Source organism: Luteibacter yeojuensis (assembly GCF_011742875.1).
Classification (GTDB): Bacteria; Pseudomonadota; Gammaproteobacteria; order Xanthomonadales; family Rhodanobacteraceae; genus Luteibacter; species Luteibacter yeojuensis.
In genome coordinates this window covers 2353920-2377722 of the sequence record NZ_JAAQTL010000001.1, presented here as the reverse complement: position 1 = coordinate 2377722, position 23803 = coordinate 2353920, and the positions used below count along the sequence as shown (strand labels likewise).

Sequence of the window (23803 nt, the reverse complement as noted above, 5' to 3'; positions counted from 1 at the left end):
CTAGCCATGTCCGACCCGAAGACCGCGCTCGTCGTCAGCGCCCATTCCGCCGATTTCGTCTGGCGCGCCGGCGGCGCCATCGCGCTGCATGCGTCCCAGGGCTGGCGCGTGCATATCGTCTGCCTGTCGTTCGGCGAGCGCGGCGAATCCGCGAAGCTCTGGCGCCAGCCCGGCATGACGATGGAGAAGGTGAAGACCGACCGTCGCGCCGAAGCGCAGGAAGCCGCGAACATCCTCGGCGCCAGCGTGGAATTCCTCGACATCGGCGACTACCCGATGCGCGCCGATCTCGACGTGGTGTTCCACCTCGCCAAGGTCTACCGCGAACTGCGCCCGTCCTTCGTGCTCAGCCATTCGCTGAAGGATCCGTACAACTTCGACCATCCGCTCGCCACCCACGTCGCGCAGGAGGCGCGCGTCGTCGCGCAGGCCCATGGCCACGAACCCCAGGTGCCGGTGATCGGCGCGCCGCCGGTGTTCCTCTTCGAGCCGCACCAGCCGGAACAGTGCGAGTGGAAGCCCGAGCTGTTCCTCGACATCACGCCGGTCTGGGAGAAGAAGCGCGCCGCCTTCGAGACCATGCGCGCGCAGGAGCACCTGTGGGAGTACTACACCCGCGTCGGTCTCCAGCGCGGCGCCCAGGCCACGCGCAACTCGGACTTCAAGATCGCCTACGCGGAAGCCTTCCAGCGCGTGTTCCCGCATGTGACGCAGGGGACGCTCGCATGATCGGCGTGGTCGTACGCAACCGGCCGTCCATCGGCGCGGAGCAGGCCAGCACGCTGGCCGCGCTCGGCGTGGCGACGGTGCACGAAGCACAGGGACGCACCGGTCTGCTCCAGCCGCCGATCGCGCCGATCCAGCAGGACCGGTCCATCGCGGGTTCCGCGGTGACCGTGCTGGCCCAGCCCGGCGACAACTGGATGCTGCACGTGGCCGTCGAGCAATGCCGTGCCGGCGACGTGCTCGTGGTCGCCTGCACCACCGAGAACACCGACGGCATGTTCGGCGACCTGCTCGCGACCTCGCTGATGGCCCGTGGCGTGGCCGGCCTGGTCATCGACGCCGGCGTGCGCGACAGCGCGGAACTACGCCGCATGGGCTTTCCGGTATGGGCGCGGGCGGTGCACGCACGCGGCACGGTGAAGGCCACGCTGGGCTCGGTCAACGTGCCGGTCATCATCGGCGGGCAGCTGGTGAACCCGGGCGACGCCGTCGTCGCCGACGACGACGGCGTGGTGGTGGTGCCTCATGCGACGGTGGACGCCGCCATCGCCGCGTCGCGCAAGCGCATGCTTAACGAAGAAGATAAGCGCAAGCGCCTTGCGGCCGGCGAGCTGGGCCTCGATATCTACGCGATGCGCCCGAAGCTCGAGGCCGCCGGGCTGCGTTACGTCGACGAGCTTCCCCACGAGTAAAACCCCGATGAAGTCCTGCCTCCCTCCCGATCCGCACCCCACCAAGCCGCAGCAGGCGCTCCCCCCGCTCGCCTGCGACGCGCATTGCCACGTGTTCGGCCCCGCCGATCGCTTTCCCTATGCGCCGGACCGCAGCTACACGCCACCCGACGCGCCGTACGAGGACCTGGTCGCGCTGCACGATTTCCTCGGTCTCGACCGCGGCGTGATCGTGCAGGCCAGCTGCCACGGCACCGACAACACGGCCATGCTCGACGCCATCGCGCGCGGCGAGGGCCGCTATCGCGGCGTCGCCATCGTCGACGACGGCATCGACGACAAGGGCCTCGAGACGCTGGATCGCGGCGGCGTGCGCGGCGTCCGCTTCAATTTCGTGCAGCACCTCGGCGGCCGGCCGGACATGAGGGTGTTCTGGCGCGTGCTCGACAAGGTGGCCGAGATGGGTTGGCACGTGGTGCTGCACCTCGATGCCAACGACATCGTGGAGCTGAACGGCGACGTCCTCGCGAAGATCCGCGTGCCCTTCGTGATCGACCACATGGGACGCGTGCAGGCCGCCGAAGGCCTCGGGCAGGAACCGTTCCGCCTGCTGCTGGCACTCATGCGGGACAACCCGCTGGCGTGGGTGAAGGTGTGCGGCGCCGAGCGCGTGTCCGCCGGCAAGCGCCCTTTCGACGATGCGATCCCCTTCGCCGGCGCGCTCATCGACGCCGCGCCCGATCGCGTGCTGTGGGGTACGGACTTTCCGCATCCCAACATCGCGAAGGACATGCCCAACGACGGTGGCCTGGTCGACCTGATGTTCCGCTTCTGCCCGGACGAGGATTTACGTCGCCGCCTGCTCGTCGACAATCCCGCGCGCCTGTACGACTTCGCCTGATCGATCCACGTCACGAGATTCCCATGTCCGATACCGTCGCCAACCTTCCCTCGTCGCAGAAGCCGCGCAAGCCGTTCTACCGGCAACTCTACGTCCAGGTCCTCGTGGCGGTGGTCGTCGGCGTGCTCCTCGGGTACCTCTCGCCGAAGTACGCGGTGGCGATGAAGCCGTTTGGCGACGGCTTCATCGCCCTCATCAAGATGGTGATCGGTCCGATCATCTTCTGCACGGTGGTCACCGGCATCGCCGGCATGCGCGATATGCGCAAGGTCGGCCGCGTGGGCGGCAAGGCGCTGCTCTACTTCGAGATGATCTCGACCTTCGCCCTGTTCTTCGGACTCGTCGCCGGCCACCTGTTCCACCCCGGCACGGGGTTCAACGTCGATCCGGGGACCCTGAAGGCGGGCGAGGTCGGCAACCTCGTCGCCCAGGGGCACAACATCGAGTCGGTCGGGTTCCTGTTGTCGATCATCCCGTCGACCTTCGTCAGCGCATTCGCGAAAGGCGACGTGCTTTCGATCCTGCTGATCTCGGTGCTGTTCGGTTGCGCGCTGGCGTCGGTCGGCGAACGCGGCAAGCCCGTCTACGACGTGATCGAGGCGGGCGCGCAGGTGTTCTTCAAGATCGTCCACTACATCACGGCGGTGTCGTCGATCGGCGCCTTCGGTGCCATGGCCTTCACCATCGGCAAGTACGGTGTCGTGTCGCTGGTGCCGCTGATGGAGCTGATCGGCAGCTTCTACCTCGTCTGCATCCTCTTCGTCGTGGCGGTGCTCGGTGCCGTCGCCCGCCTGGTGGGATTCAGCATCCTGCGCTTCTGCGCCTACATCAAGGACGAACTGCTGATCGTGCTCGGTACCAGTTCGTCCGAGGTCGTGCTGGCACCGCTGATGCGCAAGATGGAGGACCTGGGTTGCCCGAAGGAAACGGTGGGCCTGGTCGTGCCGACCGGTTATTCGTTCAACCTCGACGGCACCAACATCTACCTCACCATGGCCATCCTGTTCATCGCCCAGGCGCTGAACATCCCGCTTACCCTCGAGCAGCAGATCACCGTGGCGATCGTGGGCATGCTCACGTCGAAAGGCGCGAGCGGCGTCGCCGGCGCGGCGCTGGTGATGCTGGCCTCCACGCTGAGCGTCGTGCCGGTGGTGCCGGTCGCGGGCATGGTCCTGATCCTCGGCATCCACCGTTTCCTCGGTACCGGCCTCGCGATGACGAACCTGGTCGGCAACGGCGTGGCGGCGATCGTGGTCTCGGCCTGGGAGCGTGAACTGGACCGGCCCAGGATGGCGGCGGTCCTGAAAGCCGCCTGATACTTTCGGGCATCTTATTGGGACTATTCGGTCTTAAGAAGCTCGATGTTCCTTCGTAAAGTGAGCCCCGTCGCACTCACCTAACGAAGGAACCACCATGAACGCCTTGCTCCAGCTCCTCGCCAGATCCGGCCTCCTGAAGAAAGACCTCGGTTACCACCTGCTCCGCGCCGCGATGATCGTCATCTTCGCGTGGTTCGGGTACGACAAGTGGTTCGAATCCGAAATCACGGCGCTGGCGCCGCTGATCGCGCAGGGGCCGCTCATTTCCTGGACGATCCCGGTCCTGGGCATCCACGGCACCGCCATCCTCCTCGGCTCCGCGGAGTGGACGTTCGGTACGCTGCTGCTGCTGGGCTTCTGGAACAAAAAGCTGGGCGTGCTGGGCGCACTCGGTTCCATCGTCACCTTCGTCTCCACGCTGACGATCCTTCCGTTCGTCCCGAATGGCTGGGACGCCGGCGCCGGCGGTTTCCCCGCGATGGCGATGAACGCCGCGTTCCTCCTGAAGGACCTCGTCCTGCTCGTGGTCTCGATCTACCTGCTCCGGGCCGACGTGATCCGCGCGCTGGACCTCCCGCGCGAGGATTGAAGTCGACGCCTTCCCGAGGAAGGGATTCAGGCCGCCAGCGAGACTCCCGCCTCGAGCGCGTCGAAATACTCCCGCGTCAGGCGCAACTGGGTCGCCGCGTCTTCCGCCTTGTTCACCACAAGGCGGAATGCCGCGTTCTCGGGGCGATCCTTCGCGTACCAGCCGAGGTGCTTGCGCGCGATGCGCACGCCCATCGTCTCGCCATAGAAGGCATAGAGGTGCTCGAGGTGTCCGGCGAGGATGTCGCGCACCTCGGCGGGGGAGGGTTCCGGAAGGAAGCCGCCGCTGTCGAGGTGATGGGCGATCTCGCGGAATATCCACGGACGGCCCTGCGCGCCACGGCCGATCATGACGGCGTCGGCACCCGTCGCGCGGAGCACCTCGCGGGCCTTCGCCGGATCGACGATGTCGCCGTTGGCGAGCACGGGAATCGATACGCTGGCCTTCACCGCCGCGATGGTCGCGTACTCGGCCTCGCCCTCGTACTTGTCGGCGCGCGTGCGCCCATGCACGGAGAGGGCGGCGATGCCGGCGTCCTCGGCAATGCGGGCGATGTTCAGCGCGTTGCGGTGCTCGCGGTCCCAGCCGGTGCGGATCTTCAGCGTGACGGGGACATCCACCGCCTTGACCACGGCCTGGAGGATGCGCGCCACGAGCGGCTCGTCCTGCAACAGGGCGGATCCCGACCAGACGTTGCAGACCTTCTTGGCCGGGCAGCCCATGTTGATGTCGACGATCTGCGCGCCGTTGTCGGCGTTGTACCTTGCCGCCTCGGCGAGCATGCCGGGATCGTAGCCCGCGATCTGCACGCTCACCGGCTCGGGTTCGCCCTCGTGGTCCATCCGCCGCAGGGATTTGCGCGTGTTCCACAGGCGCGGGTCGGCCGTGGTCATCTCGGACACGGCAAGCCCAGCCCCCATGCGCTTGCACAGGAGCCGGAACGGCTTGTCGGTCACGCCGGCCATGGGCGCGAGCACCACGGCCGGCGCGATGAGGTAGGGGCCAATACGCATGGCCTTGATTTTACGGCTTTCCTCGCCCGGCGCCCAGCGCGGCGACGGCCGCGGCGGCATTCACTTCCCGCATGCCGTGGGTCACGCTGCTCGTACGCAGCAGGATCTCGCGCGCGCTGTTCGCGTCCAGTCGCGGCGACAGCGAAAGCAGCAGGGCCAGGATGCCGCTCACGTGCGCGGCAGCCATGGACGAGCCCGAGGTGAAGTCGTAGCCGCCGCCGGGTTGGGTCGTGAGGATGTCCTTGCCGGGCGCGCTGACGACGCCTGGCGCCGCCGGGACGGCTGCGCTCGAGCGCACGACGATGACCCCCGGCGCGTTGTCGGGGAAGCCGCCGGTGCTCCCGTCGGGCGGCAGCGCCGCCACGACGATGCGGCCCCGGCTCAGCAACTGCCCGAGCAGCTTGCCGAGCAGCGGATCCGCTGGCCCGCCCAGGCTCATGTTCACGATGCGCGCATCGGTGTCATTGACCGCGGCGAGCGCCTTGGCGAGCGTGAACGAATTGCAGCGCGCGCCCTTGCCGGGATCGGGATACCAGCAGGCCTTGTACACGCTGATGCGCGACTTCGGCGCGATGCCGACCATGCCCTGGTGGTTGTCCCCCTCGGCGGCGATGATCCCGGCGACCTCGGTGCCGTGGCGATCGCCGTTGAAGGCGGCCGCGTCGTCGTCGACGGCATCGCCGCCGTCGCGCACGTGGTCGCGAAGGTCGGGATGGCTCATGTCGGCCCCGGTGTCGACGACGGCGACATGCACCCCGTCGCCCTGGGTCACGGTATGCGCGACGGCGGCCCGCGTTTCGACGAATCCGCGCTGCAGGTCCGTGTAGGGGTCGTTGTAGCGGCGGCCGTCCTGCGGCGCCGCCTGTTGCGAACCGCCGGCATCGCCGTAGACGGAGTAATCCTGCAGGGGCTGCGCGAGCTGCACGCGCTTGTCTGCCGCCAGCCTCGCGATCAGCGCATCCCTGTCCACGCCTGCCGGCGGCTTGAGGACGACGCAATAGAGGCCGAGCGCCCTGATCGGCCAGCCCGTGACGGTGCGTACGCCGTAGGCCTTCTCGATATCGGCGAGCGCGGATGCGGCCCGCTGACCCGCGCCGTAATTGCCGGTGGGCGCGTAGCCGAGCAGGTTGGAGCCGGCATGGGTCGCCGCCGGCTCCAGCGGGTTGGCCACGGCCAGGACGATGTCGCGCCGGCTGTCCATGGAGGCGACGTCGCCGGCCGCCGGGGCGGCACCCGGGGACGGGGCGGGGGCGGCGGGCAGGGCCACGCACCCGCCCAGCGTGGAAAGGACCAGCGCGGCCGAAAGGACGAAGGGCAGGCGCTTCATGGCGCTCCGGCGACGGGCTCCGCGAAGCGTATGCCCGGCGTGGCGCGCAGGCGCTTCAGCGTCTCGCCCGACGCGGCCTTGCCGTCTTCGGAAACCAGCGTATAGGCGCCCACGTCGTTGGGGCCGCCCGTGACGCGCAGATGCAGGTCCTGCAGCAGCGTGTTCCATTCGGCGACCTTCATCGTCGACTGCGGCACCACGCGCAGCGAACCCGGGGCGACCGGCGCTTCCGGCTGGCTCAGCGTACGGTAGGCCGGCGCCGGACGGTCCTCGCCGCGCAGCTTGATGCCGAGCACGCCGATACCGACGGCCTGGACGAGGACGGCAGCCAGCAGACCGCGGACGAGCCATCCCGACGAGGCGAACCGGCGCGTCGCCGCCGGCCGGGTTTCGGCGTCGTCGATACGGGCCATCAGCCGGGCGAGTCCCGCCTCGGCGTCGATCGGAAGGTCGGACGGCAGGGACAGCGCTTCGCGCAGGCGCTCCTGCTGCGCGAATTCCTCGCGACAGGCGGGGCAGGAGGCCAGATGGGCCTTCAGCCAATCGTCCTGCTCGGCGGGGGCATCGCCGCGGAGTACCCAGGGCATCGCTTCCCAGGCTCGTGTGCAATCCCTGCCGGCATCCTTATGGAGGGTCATGGCGCGTTCTCTCTGTGGATGTTCCGCTCGCCGGCAAGACCGGGGAGCACGTTGCGCAGCTTCACGCGCGCGTGGAAAAGCCGTGCCTTCACGGTGCCCACCGGGCACCCCATGATCGTCGCGACATCGTCCAGGGTATGGCCGACGCCGTAGACCAGTTCGACCACCGCGCGCTGGTCGGCGGACAACCGGTCCAGGCCCTTGCCCAGCCAGTCACGCAGCACCCGGTCGTCGTCGGGATCGTGCGCCGGCGTGCGGTCCTCGGGGAGGTTGTCCTCGTCCACCGGCTCGCTGCCATGCTGGCGCAGGGCCTTGAGGCCGCAGCGATAGGCGATGCCCATGATCCAGGTGGAAACGCGGGAATCGCCCTGGAACGTGCCGGCCTTCTGCCAGGCGATCCAGAAGCAGTCGTTGATGGCTTCCTCGACGATGTCCGTTCGCCGCGTGATGCGCGACAGGAAGCGGCACAGCCGCCCATGGTAGGCGCGGTACATGACCGCGAGCGCAGCCCGGTCGCCGTCCGCCATGCGGCGCAGGAGCTGGCGATCGGTCGCGTCGGCCTCGTTGTCGGCATCGCTCATGGGCTGGCCCATTGGTTCGGATGACTCGTGAGTTCCCGGCGGGGGGCAAAAGGTTGCGTCGGCTTCAGAACGCCCAGGCGACGGTCGCCGTCCATGGGGCGACCTTCGGCTGGTAGTCCGGGCGATCCCGATGGCTGGCGATATGGGCGACCTCGACCCGCCACGGCCCGTTATCCCACGTGAGGCCGGCGTGCCCGTAATAGTAGTGGTTGCGGCGTTCGTACCGCGTTCCGCGGGGCGGCACCAGTTCCTGTGCCACGCCCGCGCTGGCCGAAAGGGCGAAGCCGTGGGCGAGGGGCCAGCGCAGCCCGAGGTCGGCGGCGCCGCGCGGACGCTGGCCGCCATAGCGACTCAGGTGCGAGGCGGACAGCCCGAACGTGAGCACGTCGCGGTAGATCCAGCTCACGCCCAGTTCGGTGCGGTCGTAGGTCCTCGACCGGCCATGGCTGGGATAGCGGTAATCGAGCAGGTTCGCCTGCATCTGCCAGTCGGTCGAGAGCGACCAGGAGCGCGCGATCCGGGCGACGAAGCCCACGAAACCGCGCGGGGAGCGGTCCTGCGCGCTGGCCGAGACGCCGACCGACCAGCCGGACGGCGACGCCCAGTTGAGCGCGCCTTGCAGCACGGGGCCGGGCCGGGTGACAGCCATGCCGCGGTCCACCAGTTGCGAGCTCAGCGCGACGGTGCCGGTCAGTGGCGAGGCTTGCGCGCGGACGCCGCCGGAGCAGGCCATGGCCAGCACGAGTACGGCGAAAGCCAGGCAGGCCCTGGAGCTCGCGCGGGCTTGGGCAACCTCCCGGTCGTGCGGGGCATGCGGGAACGCGGGACCATATTCCATCTGCTGCATCCGGCCGATCCAAGCGCCCCTCGGCGCCCGGATGCACTTTAGTGCAGGGTGTCGAGATAGGAAATGAGGTCGTCCAGGTCCTTCGCATTGTCGAGGCCCTCGTATTTCATTTTCGTGCCCGGATTGGCCTTCTTCGCGGGCTGCGAGAGATACATATGCAGCTGCGCCGTCGTCCATGTCCATGGACTGTGTTTCAGCGCATCGGAATAGTCGTAGTCCGCCACGCTTCCGGCCTTGCGGCCCACGATCCCGAACAGGCTGGGGCCTTTCTTGTTGCGCCCTTCCTTCACGGCATGGCATTCGGCACATTCGGATTTGAAGACGTCCTTGCCGGCAGCGGCGTCGCCGGCTCGGGCGGGCGGCGCCGCTGCCCAGCCCGCGGCAGCGATGACGAACAGGGAAAGGTGGAGGCTGTGTCGCAGGGTGGATGTCGGCACTCGAACGGCTCCCGTCAGGGTCAGAAGGCGATGCTGGCGGAGAGCGAGAACGCGTTCAGGTCGCGCGCGTCGGTGCGCTGCGTGCCCGGTGGCGCGAAGAAGATGTCGTTCTCCCTGCCCGCGAAGCGGGTGAAGCGGAACCAGGTGGCGGCGAGCTTCAGGTTGGCGATCGACGTATACGAATCGTCCTTGCCGAACGGCGCCCAGTACACACTGATGAGGTTGGTGGTCGTGTCCGGGTCGCCCGAGGGACCGAAGCGCGCGAGGTCGCGCGAGCCGGTGCTCTTGAAGTGGCTGACGGTCACGCCGTAGGTCTGCTTGAACGTGTAGGTCGCGCTCATCGTCTGGTCGTGCACGATACCGCTGTCGCGCGCGACGACGCCTCCGATCACCGGCGTGCTGCCGTAGTCGCGTTTCTCCAGGATGTTCACGTAGGCGAGCTGGACGATGTGGTCGCGATTGCCCAGGTACTGGTAGGTCAGGTCGTAGCCCAGGTCGACGATGTCGTCGCTGGGGCCGAAGCGCGGCAGCGAACGCTTCGTGGTCAGGCCGACGACGCCGGCGGAGAAGAACTGCTTCCTCATGTCCTTCATGTACGCGAAGCGCGCATACGCCGTATCGCGCAGTCGTCCGGGGTCGCCGCCGACGTTGTAGCCAAGGTGGTCCTGCTGCGACGTCGGCAGGGACCGGTAGGTGCCCACTTCGCCGTACCAGTCGTTGTCGTAGAGCGCATAGGCCGTGGCGCCGATCACCCGATTGGACAGCGAGTTGGGGCTGGACGGATTGAGCAGGGAGCCGGTGATGCCCGCGGGTCCGAGGAAGTTGGCGGAGGGCAGGTTGTGGATCGGATCGGTGAAGCCGGGGCTGTTGTTCACGCTCACGCCAAAGAGGGTGTCCTTCCCGCCGATCTTCAATTCCTTGGCGACGAAGCGCAGGTCGACGCTGCTGAGCTTCGTGTTGTACGTGTTGTGACCGGTATGGTCGGCCTCCACCTTCACATACCCGCCGATCTGGTCGGTGAGGCGACCGGCGAGGTACAGGTCGCCTTCGGTCAGCGCCGTGCTGCTGTCGCCACGTGCCGGATTGGCATGCGTCTCGGTCAGCTGCATCGCCAGCGGAATCTTCGTGCCCTTGCCGTCCGTGTCGGTATAGCCGCCCAGCTTGAAGCGCATGCCGTAGGGCGTGAGCGCCGGGCCGTACGCACCCGCGTGGCAGTCCGCGCAGGCCGCGCCGGTCTGGCGGGCGTAGGCGGGAATGGCCTGCGCCGCCGTGCTGGCGAGGAGCAGGAAGACGGCCACGAGGCCGCCGAGGAGAAACATATCGGTCCTTCGCTTCACGCGTCGGTCGGGTAACGGCAGCATGGTCTGTTCCTTCTTCCTATCGATGGGTCGCAACGTGCAGGCGGCCCCCGCCCATCAGCGGTGGCGCCTCGGTAACATCATTCGGAGCGTGTGGTCGCGCAGCACGAAGTGGTGCCAGAGCGCGGCGCCCAGGTGCAGGGTCACGAGCACCAGCAAGGCCCAGGCGGCATCGATGTGCCAGGACTGCAACGCGTCGGCCAGGTCTTCGTTTTCGCCCACCAGCGCAGGCAGCGTGAGGCCGAAAAAGTGCACGTCCTCGCCCGCGGCGCTCGACATCGCCCAGCCCAGGAGGGGCTGGGCGAGCAGCAGCGCATAGAGGGCGACGTGGGTGATAGCCGCGCAGATGCGCACGATCTTCGGATGGTTGCCGCCCGGCTGCAGCTTGCCGTAGCGGATGCGCAGCCCCACCCGGGCGCCAAACAGCAGGAGCACCAGCAGTCCGGCATGGCGGTGGCCCTCCAGCAGCCACGCGCGCACCGCGCGACCGTCGAGTTCGTCTCGCACCAGGACCAGCGTCGCCGCGGTGAGTACACACAGGACGGTGAGCCAGTGGAGCGCCACCAGGGTGCGTGGGCGCGTCGGTACCGGTTCGTCTCTGTCCATCGCCAACCATCCTCGGATGCCATGTCCGGTTGAGTGCCGGACGGCCGGCGGAAGGTTGCGCCGACACCCCCGCAACCTTTTGCCGGACGCCGCGGCACTCAGGGATCGAAACCCGCCGCCAGCACAGCAGGTCGCCCGCTCATGGACATCCAACCGATCCTCCTGCAGACGCATGGCGACAGTCGCGGCATGCTCATCGCGCTCGAGCAGGAGCGGAACGTGCCTTTCCCCATCAGGCGTGTGTACTACCTCTTCGCGACGAACGCCGACGTGCATCGCGGCATGCATGCGCACCGGCACCTGAACCAGCTCGCCGTGGCCGTGCGCGGCCGCGTCACCATCCTCCTGGACGACGGCACGGGACCGACCGAAGTGGTCCTGGACGATCCCACCAAAGGGCTGCTCCTCGGCAGCATGGTGTGGCGCGACCTTCACGATTTCAGCGACGACTGCGTGCTGATGGTCCTGGCCGACCAGCTCTACGATCCGGCCGACTACATCACCAACTACGATGAATTCCTCAACGAGGTACGCGGCGACGCGAGGCTCGGGGGTACCGGATGGTGACCGCCGCCCCGCCCGCGGTGCCGTTCCTCGACCTTCGCCAGGTCAATGCTGCGCATGCCGACGAACTGAAGGCGGCCGCGGCCCGGGTCATCGATGCCGGCCGATACGTACTCGGCGAGGAACTCTCGGCCTTCGAGGAGGAGTTCGCCGCATGGTGCGGTGTGCGCCACGCCATCGGCGTGGGCAACGGCCTGGATGCCATGGCGTTGATCCTGCGTGCCTACATCGAACTCGGCGTGCTGCAGGAGGGCGACGAGGTGATCGTGCCCTCGAATACCTTCATCGCGAGCTTCCTCGCCGTGAGCGCCAACCGCCTGGTGCCCGTGCCGGTGGAACCCGACGACGATACGTTCAACATCGATCCTGTCCGCGTCGAGGCGGCCATCGGGCCGCGCACGCGCGCCATCATGGCGGTGCATCTCTACGGTCGGTTGGCCGACATGCAGGCGCTGGGCGGGATCGCGCGCAGGTACGGCCTGCTGCTGATCGAGGACGCCGCGCAGGCGCATGGCGCGGCTTGCCGCGGGCGCAAGGCGGGCTCGTTCGGCGACGCGGCGGGTTTCAGCTTCTATCCCGGCAAGAACCTGGGCGCGCTGGGCGACGGGGGCGCCGTGACGACCGATGACGACATCCTGGCGGCCACCGTGCGCGCGCTGCGCAATTACGGATCGGCGGAGAAATACCGGCATGCGCGCAAGGGAATCAACTCGCGCCTCGACGAGTTGCAGGCGGCGCTGCTGCGCGTGAAGCTGCGCTACCTCGACGCGGAAAACGCGGCGCGCCAAGGCATCGCCACCGTCTATCGCGAGGCGATCGTCCATCCGGCGATTCGCACGCCCGTCGAAGGGACGCCCGGCGGGCACGTATGGCACCTGTTCGTCGTGCGCAGTGCCCGGCGCGACGCATTGATGGCGCATCTTGCCGGCGCGGGTGTGCGGACACTCGTGCACTATCCGGTCCCGCCGCACCGGCAAGGGGCGTATCCGGAACTGGCCGGCCTCTCCCTGCCGCTGACGGAACGCATGCACGACGAGGTGTTGAGCCTGCCGATGGCGCCCAACCTCGGGGGCGGTCAGGTCGAGCGGGTGATCGATGCCTGCCTTTCGTTTCCGGTGCCATGAGCTTCGTCCGCTCCGGCGCGTATGCGGCTGCCGGCACCGCGGCGCGCCTGCTCGCGGCGCTGCTGGTGGTAAAGCTCGTCGCGTCGTTCGCGGGGCCCGCCGGCGTGGGGCGCCTTGGCCAGTTCATCAGCCTGATGTCGCTGCTGGCGGTGTTCGCCGGCGGAGGGATCGGATCGGCCGTCGTGAAATACGTGGCGGAGTACCGCGAGGACGGCGTCCGGCTTTCGCGTCTCCTGTCGGCGGCGCTGTGGTACGCGTTGCTGGCGTCCTGTGCAATGGGTCTGGTCACGTGGGTGTTCAGCGCAAGGATCGCGGCATGGCTTCTCGGCGACGCGAGCTATGCGAGTCTCGTCCGCGTCCTTGCCTTCGCGCAGCTCGGTGTCGCGGTCCTCAACTACATCCTCGCCGTCGTGAACGGCTTCATGGACGTACGCCGGCTCGCGCTCATCCAGGTCGCGGGCTCGTTGCTGGCGATGCTGGCCGCACTCGCGCTGTCGCGTTGGCTGCATCTGTACGGTGCGTTGCTTTCGCTGGTGCTGGGCCAGGTGCTGTGGCTGGTCGTGGGTCTGCCCGCATGGTGGCGCAGCCCCTACTTCAGCAGGGGCATGCTGCGCATGCGCTTCGATCGCGAGATGACCGGAAGGCTGGCGGCGTTCTCCACGATGACGCTGACCTCGGCCCTGGTGCCGCCACTGGTCAACATCGCCGTGCGCGACGATCTCGCCAGCCGTTTCGGCTGGACGCAGGTGGGCTACTGGCAGGCCGTGACGCGCGTCTCGGATGCCTACCTGCTCTTCCTTGTCACGGCGATCAACATCTACTACCTGCCGCGGCTGGCGGCGGCGAAGGAAAAGGCTCCCCTGGTCGCCGCCCTAGGCGAGGCGTGGCGTTACCTGCTGCCGGCGGTGACGCTGGTGGCCGCCTGCATTTACCCGCTGCGCGACACGGTCACGCGGGTGCTGTTCAGCGGCGACTTCGCCGCGGCCAACGCGCTGTATGCGCCGCAGTTGCTGGGCGACGTGCTGAAGATCGCTTCCTTCGTGCTGGCCTACCTGATGCTGGCCAAGGCGATGACGCGCCTGTTCGTCGTTTCCGAACTGGTTTTCGCAGGCACTTACTTCCTTCTCGTCCACGTCTTCACCGCGCACTTCGGGCTCATCGGGGCGATGTACGCGTTCGCCGCGAACTACGCGATCTACCTGGTCTTCAACCTCGTGGTGGCGCGGCGCTACCTGGGAGCCCTCTGACATGATCGATCCCCCGACGATGTCGATGCCGCTCGTTTCCGTGCTGGTCCCCGCGTACAACCACGAGGCTTTCGTGCAGCATTGCCTGGACAGCATCCTCGCCGATCCGTACCCGGCCAAGGAGATCGTCATCATCGACGACGGCTCGACCGACCGTACCGCCGAGCGGATCGAGGGATGGCTGTCGCTGCACCGCGACCACATCGCCGTGGAATACGTGAGCCGCGGGAACAAGGGCATCGCCGCCACGCTCAACGAGCTGGCGGCGCGTGCGCACGGTGAGTTCCTGCGCATCGGCGCCAGCGACGATTATCTCCTTCCCGGCGGTTCGGAAGCGCTCGTCCGTTACCTCATGGCCCATCCGGCCAAAGGTGCCGCCATCGGCGATTGCGTGGTCGTCGACGGCGACGGCAAGAAGATCCTGGACAGCGGCATGTGCGACCTGCATGGCGCCGACAAGCGCCTCTACCTGTCCGACGACGGTATCCGCCGCGCGGTGATCAGCCACTGGGCCATCGGCGGTCCGGTCACCATGCTGCGCAAGGGCGCGCTCGAAACCGTCGCGCGCTGGACGGAGGGACTGCGTATCGACGACTGGGACCTGTTCCTGCGCCTCGCCGCGCGCGACGCCATCGGCTTCATCGATGTGAAGGTCTGCGCATACCGCCTCCACGGCGCCAACTTCAGCAAGACCCGGCATACCGCCACCCGCATCGTGAACCTCACCGAGGCGCGCGAAGTGGCGCTGCGACGCGTCAGCATGTTCGCCGAGCCCGACCGCACGCGCCTGCGCGCCGAGGCCTGCCGCATCGGCGCGAAGATCGCGTTCCTGCAAGGCAGGCTGGGGCGGGTCGCCGTGCACATGACCGCCTACATGGCGCTGATGGCGCTGTCGAAGCTACGCTTCGGTCATGCCCGACACCGGGTGGGCGCCGCATGAAAAAACTCCTCCGCCTGCCGTCGAGCTACCTCTGCCTGCCGATGCTGCTGGCCTGCGGCATCACCGCCTTCACCTACGATCTGCCGGAGGGTTACGGGCAGGGCATCCTGCTGCTGGCGATCGTGGCGGCGGGCATCCTGTTGGTCGACATGCTGTTCGGGGTACGGCTTCCCGGTGCGGACCGCTTCCGCGAGCGGCACTACGCAGGGACGCGGGAGGGCTTCGTGGCGCTGGCGTTCGCGGGTGTCGTCGTCGTGTTCTGCGTGCTCGACGTCGCGCTCTTTCCGGTGCCGCTCATCAGCGATCCATCCTCGTACGCCGTGCTCGAACCCGGGCGCGAGCATCTTCGGCACGTCTCCGACATGTGCTGGACGCTGCCGGTCGTCGGCCTGCTCTGCGCGCGCCACCCCGCGTTGCGTCATGGCCTCGTGATCGTGGGCCTGGTCTTCCCCGTGCTGGTGATCGACCGCAATCGCATCTTCGCCGGGCTGTTTTCGATCGCCTTCGTGCTGGCCCTGCGCCGCGATGCCGCGCGGCCATGGCCGTGGGCGACCATCGCTGCGCTCGCCGTGACCGGCTGCGTGGTGTTCTCGGTACTCGGCACGCTCCGCTCCGGTTCCATCGAGAACGTGCGGCTGCCTTTCGGCGATCTCTACAAGGCCGCGCCACAGGGCGTGAAGTGGCTGCTTCTTTATGTGAGCGCGGGTCCGTACAACTTCGCGTCGATGGTGGCCAAGCATTACGCCAATCCGGATTTTCTCTTCCATCAGCTCGTGCCGGGCAGTGGTCCGCTCCTGACGGCGGACACCGATATCCCCCTCGATGCCGCGAACATCAACGTAGGCACCGAATACCTGCCCTTCCTGCTGGCCTGGGGCGTGCGCGGCGCGGTTACGTCCATGGTCGCGGCCTACCTCCTGCTGCTCTGGTGCGTTCGCCGGTTGCGGCCGGGGGTTCCCCTGTTCGGCCTGCTCATGTTCCTGCGCATCGCCTACGTTTCCATGATGTCGCCCTTCGCACCGCAGATTTTCATCTGGATGAACGGCGGCTTCCTCGTGCTGTGCCTGCTTCTCCAGCTGCTGGCAGGGCTGTTGCCGAACCGGCACCTCCTGCTTCCCGTTCCCCCCGATCCCCTCGACGAGTTTCCCGCATGGCCAACGACGACGAAATCTATCTGATCGACATGTGGCGCATCGTCGTCCGCGAGTGGCGCTGGTTCATCGGCGTCGGCGTCCTCGTGCTCGCGGCCACGTTCGCCTACCTTCACCATGCACGCAGCCAGTGGGAGGCCACCGCCTGGATCCAGATCGGCCAGATGGGCTTCGCACCGGCGGGACAGGATCCTCATGTCGAAGCGTTCTCGCGTACCGTGGAACGGCTGGAGACGCGGGCATTCCAGGACGACGTGCTGAAAAGCATCGGCGTGCCCGTGGACGCGCCGGCTGGGGCGCTCTACCGCCGCAGCATGCGGATCGAGCAACTGGCTTACGCCAATCTCGTCAAGCTCAGCGTCCGCGGCTATTCGGCGGAGGACGCGAAGCAGCTCGCCACCGCCACGGCGACCGTGCTCCACGCCGTGCACGCGGAGATCGGCGCCAGGCCGACCGCGCTCGCCAAGGAGCGCCTCGACGAACTGGACGCGAACCTGAAACAGGCACAAGCCGATCGCGACCGGCTCGTCGCGGAAGCGACGGGCAGGGGCGACGCCGCCGCGGTGGCCGCGGTGGCCCTGGCCAGCAGCAATGACGACATCCGCGAACTCGAGCATGCCCGGGCCGACCTGGCCACCCGCCAGCTCGCCAATTACACCTACCAGACGTCGATGGCCTGGCCGGTCTACGTGCCGAAGGACCGGGTGCTCCCCAACATCGTGCTCACGGGCGGCATTGGATTCCTCGCCGCCGCTTTCCTCGCCTCGATGGCCGCCGTGGCCCGCCATGCGCTGCGCCGGCGCACGGCCTGATTCAACTCATGGATGCCCGCAATCTCTCCGAAGGCATCGTGTAACCAGCTCGCTGTGCTGCCACGGGGCAGATGCGTGGACGATCTGCCGGGAAGAGCAATGGTGTGGTAGCGTCACTGTTGCTCAGCTCGTTCGATAGGGCGTTCGTCTGAACATTGCTTCCCCGGCAGGAATGGACGATCGACCAGGTCCAGATGGCTTTGTCCGTCGCCCGGTCGATGACCACGCGCGGCGTGCGCAGGTGGTCGGTCTGGATGTCGCGGATGGCGTTGCCGTCGATGGCCACGATCGGCAGATCGTCCAGCCAGGCGACCTGCCGGATCGGCTGGCCGGCACCGTCGTAGTCGCCGAGCCAATGGCCGGCCTCGTCGTGCAGGGAGACGGTGGTCTGTCCGGCGATGTATTTCGCCACCTGTTGCCCGAACGGGTTGTACGCGTAGTTCAACTCGACCACGCCGTTGACGGTGGCCTGGCTCATCCGGCCGCTGGCGTCGTAGACGAAGCCGCGCTCGCCGATGCGGGTGGTGTTGCCGTTGGCATCGTACTCGCGCGGGACGTTGTCGGTTGGCGTTCCATGGGCTTACGTATCCATTAATCCAATGAGACCTAGCAACAGTCCAAGTATTGCCAGACTGCAAACAAAGATCACGCCCGCACGACCTATGTGTCTCCTTATCTTTAGTCCTCTTTCAGTAAGCAAGTGCGGGAGTAGAAGGGCGTTGAGAGGATTCCATAGTGTTCTTTTCGAATACATGTCTTTAGGTGATCTAAATTGACCAAGCAAGAGGGGCGACGAGACCAACATCCAAAGGAACGATGCCGCTCCTAAGCCCCATAGAGTTATGATTAATAGGCCAGTCACATAGAGGATAATGTGCATTAGTTCGCCTGCTCTGATCAATCGCAACCGTTGCCGAAACCAAGCTTCTTCCCGACCCATCGCAGCCCATTGAGAGCGCTTGCGTGAGAAGTTTTCGTAGCGCTCAGTGATGCTCCCGCGGGCAATCCAATGCCAAGACCGACGCTATAACTTGCATAGGTCGGCTGACTCACGGCTCCACCCACTGTGCCGGAGAACACCCCTCCGGATATGGAGGCGTCAAGAGAGGTTCCACTGATATTCGATGCGTCGCCGGGCACATATCCTGCGCTCAATCCAGCTCCAATCTCGGCTCCGATGCCGCCTTTCACTGACCCATAAACCCCGAAGTCTAGCCCCTGTTCTGCGGTGTAACTGAGATAGAATCCTCCCCCGACACCACCGCCGCCAGCAGGGATAAACGTGAGATTTCCTCCTACCAAGAGATTGAACAGACCAGTTGGGTCAATCCGCGCATACGGATTGCTCCCCACATAGGCATAGGTCGAAATCCCACCCGCGAGCCCGATCGGATCGCTCTGGATATATCGCCCACCCAACGGATCGTAATCGCGCCAGCCGTTCTGGAAGAGCTTGGTCACCGCGTCGTAGCGCTGTCCTGGGAAGCGCATGTCGAAGACGTACTTCGTGCCGTCGCCATCGGGATCTTCATTGGGCGCATCGCTGCCAAACGCATCGCCGACGATCGACCAGGTCCAGATGGCTTTGTCCGTCGTGCGGTCGATGACCACGCGTGGTGTGCCCAGGTGGTCGGTCTGGATGTCGCGGATGGCGTTGCCGTCGATGGCCGCCAGCGGCAAATCGTCCAGCCAGGCGACCTGGCGGATCGGGCGGCCGGCGCCGTCGTAGTCGCCGAGCCAATGGCCGGCCTCGTCGTGCAGGGAGACGGTGGTTTGTCCAGCGATGTACTTCGACCGCTGGCCGAATGGGTGTACCTGTAGTTGATCTCCACATGTTTTCATCCCTGCGACATCTTGCATCGCTCGCCTAATTTCCCCGGCCAGGATGGCCAGGAAGCCCGATGAGCTTCATGCTGGAGATGCAATCACCACGTCGTTTAACTTGAAAGGGGCCGACGAATACATGCTCATTTGTCCATGTGGTCGATGCGTACCCGCTCGCCTTTGCAAGCCGATCGAATGCGTTAATTTTCATGGTGCACGGGGTCATAGCTTCAACATTAATTGATTGTAAGAAAGCAATGGCTCGATTTTGTTGCTCTATGTGAGACTTCAGATCATCAATCTCTACAGCGCGATCAAGGCTTTTCAGAAACATGAGGGCTGATAGGGCCATCAGGGTATAGGTGATTGCCGTTAGAACGTACTTCACCTCCCCATTCCCGCCGAGAAAACTTCCTTTGCAAAGCTGTGGCAGAAGTTCATTGGGTATGTGCTGAACGGATTAACGGTGTATGGGTACTTTTCTCTATTCTCCTTTCTTTCCATGGCATAGGCCCACATCGAAAGAGCATCAGCATCCTTGCTATATGCCGTCATTACCGATGTGTATCCTCGTCCAAACTCGCTAGATACTTTTTCCAGTACTGCCACAAGCGAGGAGTGCGTAGGATTCCCTTGTGCATCGAACGAGATTTTTCCGACAGGAGATGGTCCACGCACATCGCCGTACTTGCCGCCGTAGCGGCCTATATCGAAGTACTGTGCGTCCCCGGTCATATCATTGATGGCGATGACGCCAGAATGACCCAACGGCGCCTTGAAGCCAAATCCCGTGTCGACCATGTAGTTGGGGAACGTGACGATCATGCCATCCAGTCCTCGGGGATCAACCCGCGCATACGGATTGCTCCCCACATAGGCATAGGTCGAAATGCCTCCGCTGAGCCCGATCGGATCGCTCTGGATATACCGCCCACCCAGCGGATCGTAATCGCGCCAGCCGTTCTGGAAGAGCTTGGTCACCGCGTCGTAGCGCTGTCCTGGGAAGCGCATGTCGAAGACGTACTTCGTGCCGTCGCCATCGGGATCTTCATTGGGCGCATCGCTACCAAACGCATCGCCGACGATCGACCAGGTCCAGATGGCTTTGTCCGTCGCCCGGTCGATGACCACGCGCGGCGTGCCCAGGTGGTCGGTCTGGATGTCGCGGATGGCATTGCCGTCGATGGCGGCAATCGGCAGATCGTCGAGCCAGGCGACCTGACGGATCGGCTGGCCGGCACCGTCGTAGTCGCCGAGCCAATGGCCGGCCTCGTCGTGCAGGGCGACGGTGGTCTGTCCGGCGATGTATTTCGCCACCTGTTGCCCGAACGGGTTGTACGCGTAGTTCATCTCGACCACGCCGTTGACGGTGGCCTGGCTCATCCGGCCGCTGGCGTCGTAGACGAAGCCGCGCTCGCCGATGCGGGTGGTGTTGCCGTTGGCATCGTACTCGCGCGGGACGTTGTCGCCGATCAGCAACCGGTGGCTGTCCTCGGCGTAGACGTAGCGACGCTTCTGTAACGCGCCGGTGTCCCAGGTGAGCCGGTTGCCGGTGCCGTCGTAGCTGTACTGGTGCAGTACGGCGGGCAGGCCCAGCCAGCTGGTCGCGACGAGACGGGCGGCACTGTCGTGGAACATGAAACCGGGGACCAACCCACTGCTGATCGTATCGACCTCGCCGTTAAGGTAGTCGAGGGTGAGGTTGAGCCCGCCGGGGCGCAGGTCGTGCACGCCGGTGACCAGGCCCAGCGCGTGGTAACCGCGGGTGACGTTGCGGGTACCGGCGGTCCAGCCGAGGACGCGGCCGAGGGCGTCGTGCTGCACATCGGTGATGAGCGGCTGCGCGGCGGCCAGGGGGGCTTGCGTGGTCACGCCCGTGACCTGACCCGCAGCGTCTCGCGTGTAGGTGACCGTGCGGCCATCCGGATACGTCATGGCGGCCAGGCGGCCGGCAGGGGTATAGGCGTAGCGCAATTCCAGACGAACCCCGCGCGTGACCTGGATTTTCTGTACGACCCTTCCAGCGAAGTCGTAGCAGAAGCTGGTACGCCCGTCGCGATCGGTGACGGTGCTCAGGCGACCCACCGCGAAGGTGGCGTCGGGGGCGCAGGCCAGTTCGGGCTGGTCGTAGACGAACGTGGTCTTGGCGGTGTCGCTGTAGGTCACCGCGGTGAGGCGTCCGGCAGCGTCGTAAGCCCGCTCAAGGGTGCGGGCGTCGGCCGGCGTCTCGCGCACGGGCTGGCCGGCGGCATCGGGTTCGAAGATGGTGTCGCCGGTGTCGGGGCTGCGCCGCCAGAGCAGGTCGCCCAGGCCGTTGCGCAGGTAAGCGGTGGCCAGGCCCTTGGGGTCGACGACGGTTTTGACCTGGTCGGTGCCGTCGTAGGTCAGGGTCGTCTCGGCGGCTTCGTCGCCACGGCCTTCGGTGAGCCGCGCGACCCGGCCGCGGGCGTCGCGGGTGAGGGCGGGACTTCGGAACCAGCCGAAGCGCTGCAGAAGGCGGCCGTTGGCATCGACTTCGTAGTCGATGATCGAGCCGTTGTACATGACCCGCTCCACGACGCCGTCATTGTCGTAGCGGAATGCCCGATGCAGATCCTCGGTGCCATCGGCGCGGTTGAAGCGATCGTTGTCGATCAGGCCTTGTGCGTCGCGTTCGATCCGGCGCGTGCGGCCGAGTGCATCGACCTGTTCGATCAGACGGCGGGCGGCATTGTAACGATGCGTGAGGGTGGCCCCGTCCGGATCGGTCAGCGTATCCAGGTCGCCGTGCGCGGTGTAGGTCGCGCGGGTGACGATGTCCGTCGCGGACGGCGTGCCGTCGCGGCGAGCGCGCAGGGTCACGGTGAGGGGACGGCCCATCGCATCGTAGGTGCGCTCGGTGCGCACGCCGTTGGCATCGGTGCTGGTGCGCACACGACCGGCGGCATCGTAGGCGAGCACGGTGTGGACGTGGCCGAGGGGATGGGTGACGGTGTGCAGGTCGCCCTGGCGCCAGTCGCAGGCGCCACCGCTGGCGCAGCCCGGGGCATCGGCGAGGCGGTAGCTATACCGGGTGGTGTCGTCCGCGCCGGGCTGGGGGCCATCGACGGTGAGAAGCCGACCGGCGGCATCGTGGGTGTAGCGGGTGATGCGTTCCTCCGGCCAGGGCGCGGTCGTGTCGTCGCCCGCATCGGCGCGGCCGCCGTCGCGTTGTTCAACGAGGTTACCCCGGGCGTCGTAGTCGAAGGTGGTCCAGGTCGCACCGCGGTCGATGCGCGTGGGTTTGTCGAAGATGGGGTGCCAGGTGGTGGTGACCGTGCGCGCCACCGGCGTGCCTTCGGCCTCCGTGCGCTCGACCTCCAGCTGACGCGTTCGGTCGTAACGGTAGGTGGTGGGTACGCCCAGGTAATCGGTCTGCCGGGTGACCAGGTTGCCCAGGTAGGCGAAGTCGCGGGTGACCGAATGACCGCGGCGGTCTTCCTCGCGCTGGCCCAGACGAATCACGCCGTTCGCATAGGTTGGCGACCAGTGCTCCCCGTCCCGGCCGGGGCGCTCGATGTCGATCTGCGTGTCGTCCCACACGCGCAGGTCGGTGCGCTCGGTATCCTCGCCGTGAGCCGACCCGACGGCACGGTGGTAGGCATCGTACCGGAAGGTCGCGAAGCGCTTGCCGTCCTGACCGACGATGCCGGTGAGCTTGTGGTTGGGCGTGCCGCCCAGGCCAGGCTCATCGTAGAGGTAAGCCACCGCGTGGCCGTCGGGGTAGCCGACCTTGACCAGGTCCGCATCCAGCCCTTCGAGCAGGTCGCCGCTGTAGCTGTAGTTGAGCCGGCCGTCGGGGGTATCGACGGTTTCCACCCGGCCCAGGCGGTCGTAGCCCAGGCGCAATTCACGGCCCTGGCGGTCGCTGACCCGCACCAGCACGGTCACCCGCACGCCGATGCCGACGGTGATCTCGTCATAATGCAGGGTGAGGGTATTGCCGTTGGCATCGGTACGCGAACGCAAGCGGCCCTGGTCGTCGAAGCGCTCGACGGTCAGGTCGGCCCAGGTGTACATCCAGCCGCCCTCGGGATGCTCGCGCAGGCTGCCGCGCTCGCCCTCGGCCGGGACGAAGGTGTCGCCTTGCTTGACGAAGCGGGTCTCGCCCCCGTCCTCGCGGAGCAGGTGCAGCGCCGTGCCGTAGACCCGCCCCGCCCCGTCGTAGTACGGGCGGCGGACGAAGGCGCGGTCGTAGGTATGCCGCCAACGGGCACCGATGCGTGCGCCGGCGGGATACCGCGCTCCCGTCTTCGGATCCACGCCCCCCAGGGGAAAGGCTCCGCTGTGGTACGTGCGGCCAAAGGTGAGCCCCGACGCGGTCGGGCCTACATAATCCACCACCTGTTCGATCTTGCTCATCGTCAACGGATTGAGCGGGTTGCCCACCATGGGGCTGTTGCCGATCGGGCACTGGTTGGCGCCGCTTTCCTCGGGCACGCCGAGTGAGGCGCTCTTGGGCAGGGCGTCGGGGGAGGCGCAGGCCACCGCGCGTTGTGCGGTGACGCGCTCGCGATTGTCCAGGTAGCCGCCGGCATCGGTGACGAGGATGGCATCGGTGGGGCACGAACGAACCAGGCCGATCCCGCCGTCGATCACCCGCTCGCTCACCCGGCCTTGCGTGTCGGTCAGTTCCAGGGTGATGTCGAGTTTGGAGTACGCGCTGTGCTTGCCGTCGGCACCGGGGATCTCGCGCTCGGCGTGGGTCTTGAGGACGCAGCCCGGGTACTCTGAATGACTCGCGCACCAGACATCGGCGGCCTGGGCGACATCACTCGCCAGCAAGGTGCCATCGTGGTGCTCGTCGCCCTCGGGCGTGGGCACGAGGTGGCCGTCGCGATAGGCGGGAAAGGGCTCCGGCGTCTCCTGTGCTTGCGCGGTGCCGGCGACAAGAGCGAACGAAATCGCGACGGCGAGCGTAGCGCGATGCGCATGCGTCGAACGATGAATCGGCATGGTGTCTTTCCCGGCGTGCTAAAGAGAGCACGCAAGGTAGAGGCCGAGCACGAACGAAGATACGGGAAAATTCTGAAAAATCGATCGGATTTGCCTTTGAGAAATGTCTTATTCGAGAGAGCCTTGCAGCGAACTGGATCGCTGGGGTACAGGC

Annotated in this window: 23 protein-coding genes; 11 read left to right on the top strand and 12 right to left on the bottom strand. The window is 66.6% G+C overall.

The genetic code is table 11. The features are described from left to right. Positions 1-6: 6 nt before the first annotated feature. The 5 genes from HBF32_RS10865 (at position 7) to HBF32_RS10845 (ending at position 4206) form a co-directional block, all read left to right on the top strand. Complete coding sequence (locus HBF32_RS10865; protein WP_166699642.1) at positions 7-729, top strand: PIG-L deacetylase family protein; 723 nt, start codon at positions 7-9, stop codon at positions 727-729. Next, entirely contained in the window at positions 726-1418 is a 693-nt protein-coding gene (locus tag HBF32_RS10860) for a 4-carboxy-4-hydroxy-2-oxoadipate aldolase/oxaloacetate decarboxylase (RefSeq protein WP_166699641.1), read from the top strand. Before HBF32_RS10865 ends, HBF32_RS10860 begins: the two co-directional genes overlap by 4 nt. 7 nt (positions 1419-1425) lie before the next feature. Continuing rightward, positions 1426-2298: an amidohydrolase family protein gene (locus HBF32_RS10855; protein ID WP_166699640.1), complete on the top strand. Its 873-nt coding sequence runs from the start codon at positions 1426-1428 to the stop codon at positions 2296-2298. Positions 2299-2321: 23 nt separating this feature from the next. Then, positions 2322-3614, top strand: coding sequence for a C4-dicarboxylate transporter DctA (dctA, locus tag HBF32_RS10850; RefSeq protein WP_166699639.1), 1293 nt, complete (start codon positions 2322-2324; stop codon positions 3612-3614). Positions 3615-3711: 97 nt separating this feature from the next. Next, entirely contained in the window at positions 3712-4206 is a 495-nt protein-coding gene (locus HBF32_RS10845; RefSeq protein ID WP_166699638.1) for a YkgB family protein, read from the top strand. 26 nt (positions 4207-4232) lie between these two features. Here HBF32_RS10845 and dusB read toward each other — a convergent pair whose 3' ends face one another. Genes dusB through HBF32_RS10805 form a run of 8 tightly spaced genes read right to left on the bottom strand, consistent with a single transcriptional unit; the run spans position 4233 to position 11013 of the window. Beyond that, positions 4233-5219, bottom strand: a complete 987-nt coding sequence (dusB, locus tag HBF32_RS10840) for a tRNA dihydrouridine synthase DusB (RefSeq protein WP_166699637.1) — start codon at positions 5217-5219, stop codon at positions 4233-4235. Positions 5220-5229: 10 nt separating this feature from the next. Then, the gene (locus HBF32_RS10835) at positions 5230-6546 is read right to left on the bottom strand and encodes a S8 family serine peptidase (RefSeq protein ID WP_166699636.1); all 1317 of its coding nucleotides are present in this window, start codon (positions 6544-6546) and stop codon (positions 5230-5232) included. Next, a complete protein-coding gene (locus HBF32_RS10830; RefSeq protein WP_166699635.1) occupies positions 6543-7184 on the bottom strand; it encodes an anti-sigma factor family protein in 642 nt (213 codons plus the stop codon). Before HBF32_RS10830 ends, HBF32_RS10835 begins: the two co-directional genes overlap by 4 nt. After that, complete coding sequence (locus HBF32_RS10825; protein WP_193570352.1) at positions 7181-7777, bottom strand: RNA polymerase sigma factor; 597 nt, start codon at positions 7775-7777, stop codon at positions 7181-7183. Before HBF32_RS10825 ends, HBF32_RS10830 begins: the two co-directional genes overlap by 4 nt. Positions 7778-7829: 52 nt before the next feature. Continuing rightward, entirely contained in the window at positions 7830-8603 is a 774-nt protein-coding gene (locus tag HBF32_RS10820) for a TorF family putative porin (RefSeq protein WP_166699633.1), read from the bottom strand. Positions 8604-8650: 47 nt separating this feature from the next. Beyond that, on the bottom strand, positions 8651-9034 hold the full coding sequence (locus HBF32_RS10815) for a c-type cytochrome (RefSeq protein ID WP_166700514.1): 384 nt from the start codon (positions 9032-9034) through the stop codon (positions 8651-8653). Positions 9035-9069: 35 nt separating this feature from the next. Further along, entirely contained in the window at positions 9070-10410 is a 1341-nt protein-coding gene (locus HBF32_RS10810) for a cytochrome C (protein ID WP_166699632.1), read from the bottom strand. Positions 10411-10464: 54 nt separating this feature from the next. After that, entirely contained in the window at positions 10465-11013 is a 549-nt protein-coding gene (locus HBF32_RS10805; protein WP_240147821.1) for a cytochrome b, read from the bottom strand. 141 nt (positions 11014-11154) lie between these two features. On the opposite strand from HBF32_RS10805, the gene HBF32_RS10800 reads away from it, so the two are divergent. Genes HBF32_RS10800 through HBF32_RS10775 form a run of 6 tightly spaced genes read left to right on the top strand, consistent with a single transcriptional unit; the run spans position 11155 to position 16851 of the window. After that, positions 11155-11580 carry a sugar 3,4-ketoisomerase gene (locus tag HBF32_RS10800; protein WP_166699630.1) on the top strand — a complete coding sequence of 142 codons (426 nt, stop codon included), beginning with the start codon at positions 11155-11157 and terminating at the stop codon, positions 11578-11580. Beyond that, positions 11574-12701 (top strand): DegT/DnrJ/EryC1/StrS family aminotransferase, encoded by a 1128-nt coding sequence (locus tag HBF32_RS10795; protein ID WP_166699629.1) that lies wholly within the window; start codon positions 11574-11576, stop codon positions 12699-12701. The genes HBF32_RS10800 and HBF32_RS10795 overlap by 7 nt, the downstream gene beginning before the upstream one ends. Continuing rightward, positions 12698-13948 carry an O-antigen translocase gene (locus HBF32_RS10790; protein ID WP_166699628.1) on the top strand — a complete coding sequence of 417 codons (1251 nt, stop codon included), beginning with the start codon at positions 12698-12700 and terminating at the stop codon, positions 13946-13948. Before HBF32_RS10795 ends, HBF32_RS10790 begins: the two co-directional genes overlap by 4 nt. A gap of 1 nt (position 13949) precedes the next feature. After that, on the top strand, positions 13950-14888 hold the full coding sequence (locus HBF32_RS10785; RefSeq protein WP_240147820.1) for a glycosyltransferase family 2 protein: 939 nt from the start codon (positions 13950-13952) through the stop codon (positions 14886-14888). Beyond that, positions 14885-16066: a hypothetical protein gene (locus HBF32_RS10780; protein WP_166699627.1), complete on the top strand. Its 1182-nt coding sequence runs from the start codon at positions 14885-14887 to the stop codon at positions 16064-16066. The genes HBF32_RS10785 and HBF32_RS10780 overlap by 4 nt, the downstream gene beginning before the upstream one ends. Beyond that, positions 16039-16851: a Wzz/FepE/Etk N-terminal domain-containing protein gene (locus HBF32_RS10775; protein ID WP_166699626.1), complete on the top strand. Its 813-nt coding sequence runs from the start codon at positions 16039-16041 to the stop codon at positions 16849-16851. Before HBF32_RS10780 ends, HBF32_RS10775 begins: the two co-directional genes overlap by 28 nt. A 1-nt stretch (position 16852) precedes the next feature. Here the strand turns inward: HBF32_RS10775 and HBF32_RS10770 are convergent, their stop codons facing one another. From HBF32_RS10770 to HBF32_RS10755, 4 genes are all read right to left on the bottom strand, one after another. Further along, on the bottom strand, positions 16853-17329 hold the full coding sequence (locus HBF32_RS10770; RefSeq protein ID WP_166699625.1) for a hypothetical protein: 477 nt from the start codon (positions 17327-17329) through the stop codon (positions 16853-16855). Between the two features lie 419 nt (positions 17330-17748). Continuing rightward, a complete protein-coding gene (locus HBF32_RS10765) occupies positions 17749-18711 on the bottom strand; it encodes an RHS repeat-associated core domain-containing protein (protein ID WP_166699624.1) in 963 nt (320 codons plus the stop codon). 7 nt (positions 18712-18718) lie between these two features. Further along, the gene (locus tag HBF32_RS10760; protein ID WP_166699623.1) at positions 18719-19063 is read right to left on the bottom strand and encodes a hypothetical protein; all 345 of its coding nucleotides are present in this window, start codon (positions 19061-19063) and stop codon (positions 18719-18721) included. Further along, positions 19060-23649 carry an RHS repeat-associated core domain-containing protein gene (locus HBF32_RS10755; RefSeq protein ID WP_166699622.1) on the bottom strand — a complete coding sequence of 1530 codons (4590 nt, stop codon included), beginning with the start codon at positions 23647-23649 and terminating at the stop codon, positions 19060-19062. Before HBF32_RS10755 ends, HBF32_RS10760 begins: the two co-directional genes overlap by 4 nt. Between the last annotated feature and the right edge of the window lie 154 nt (positions 23650-23803).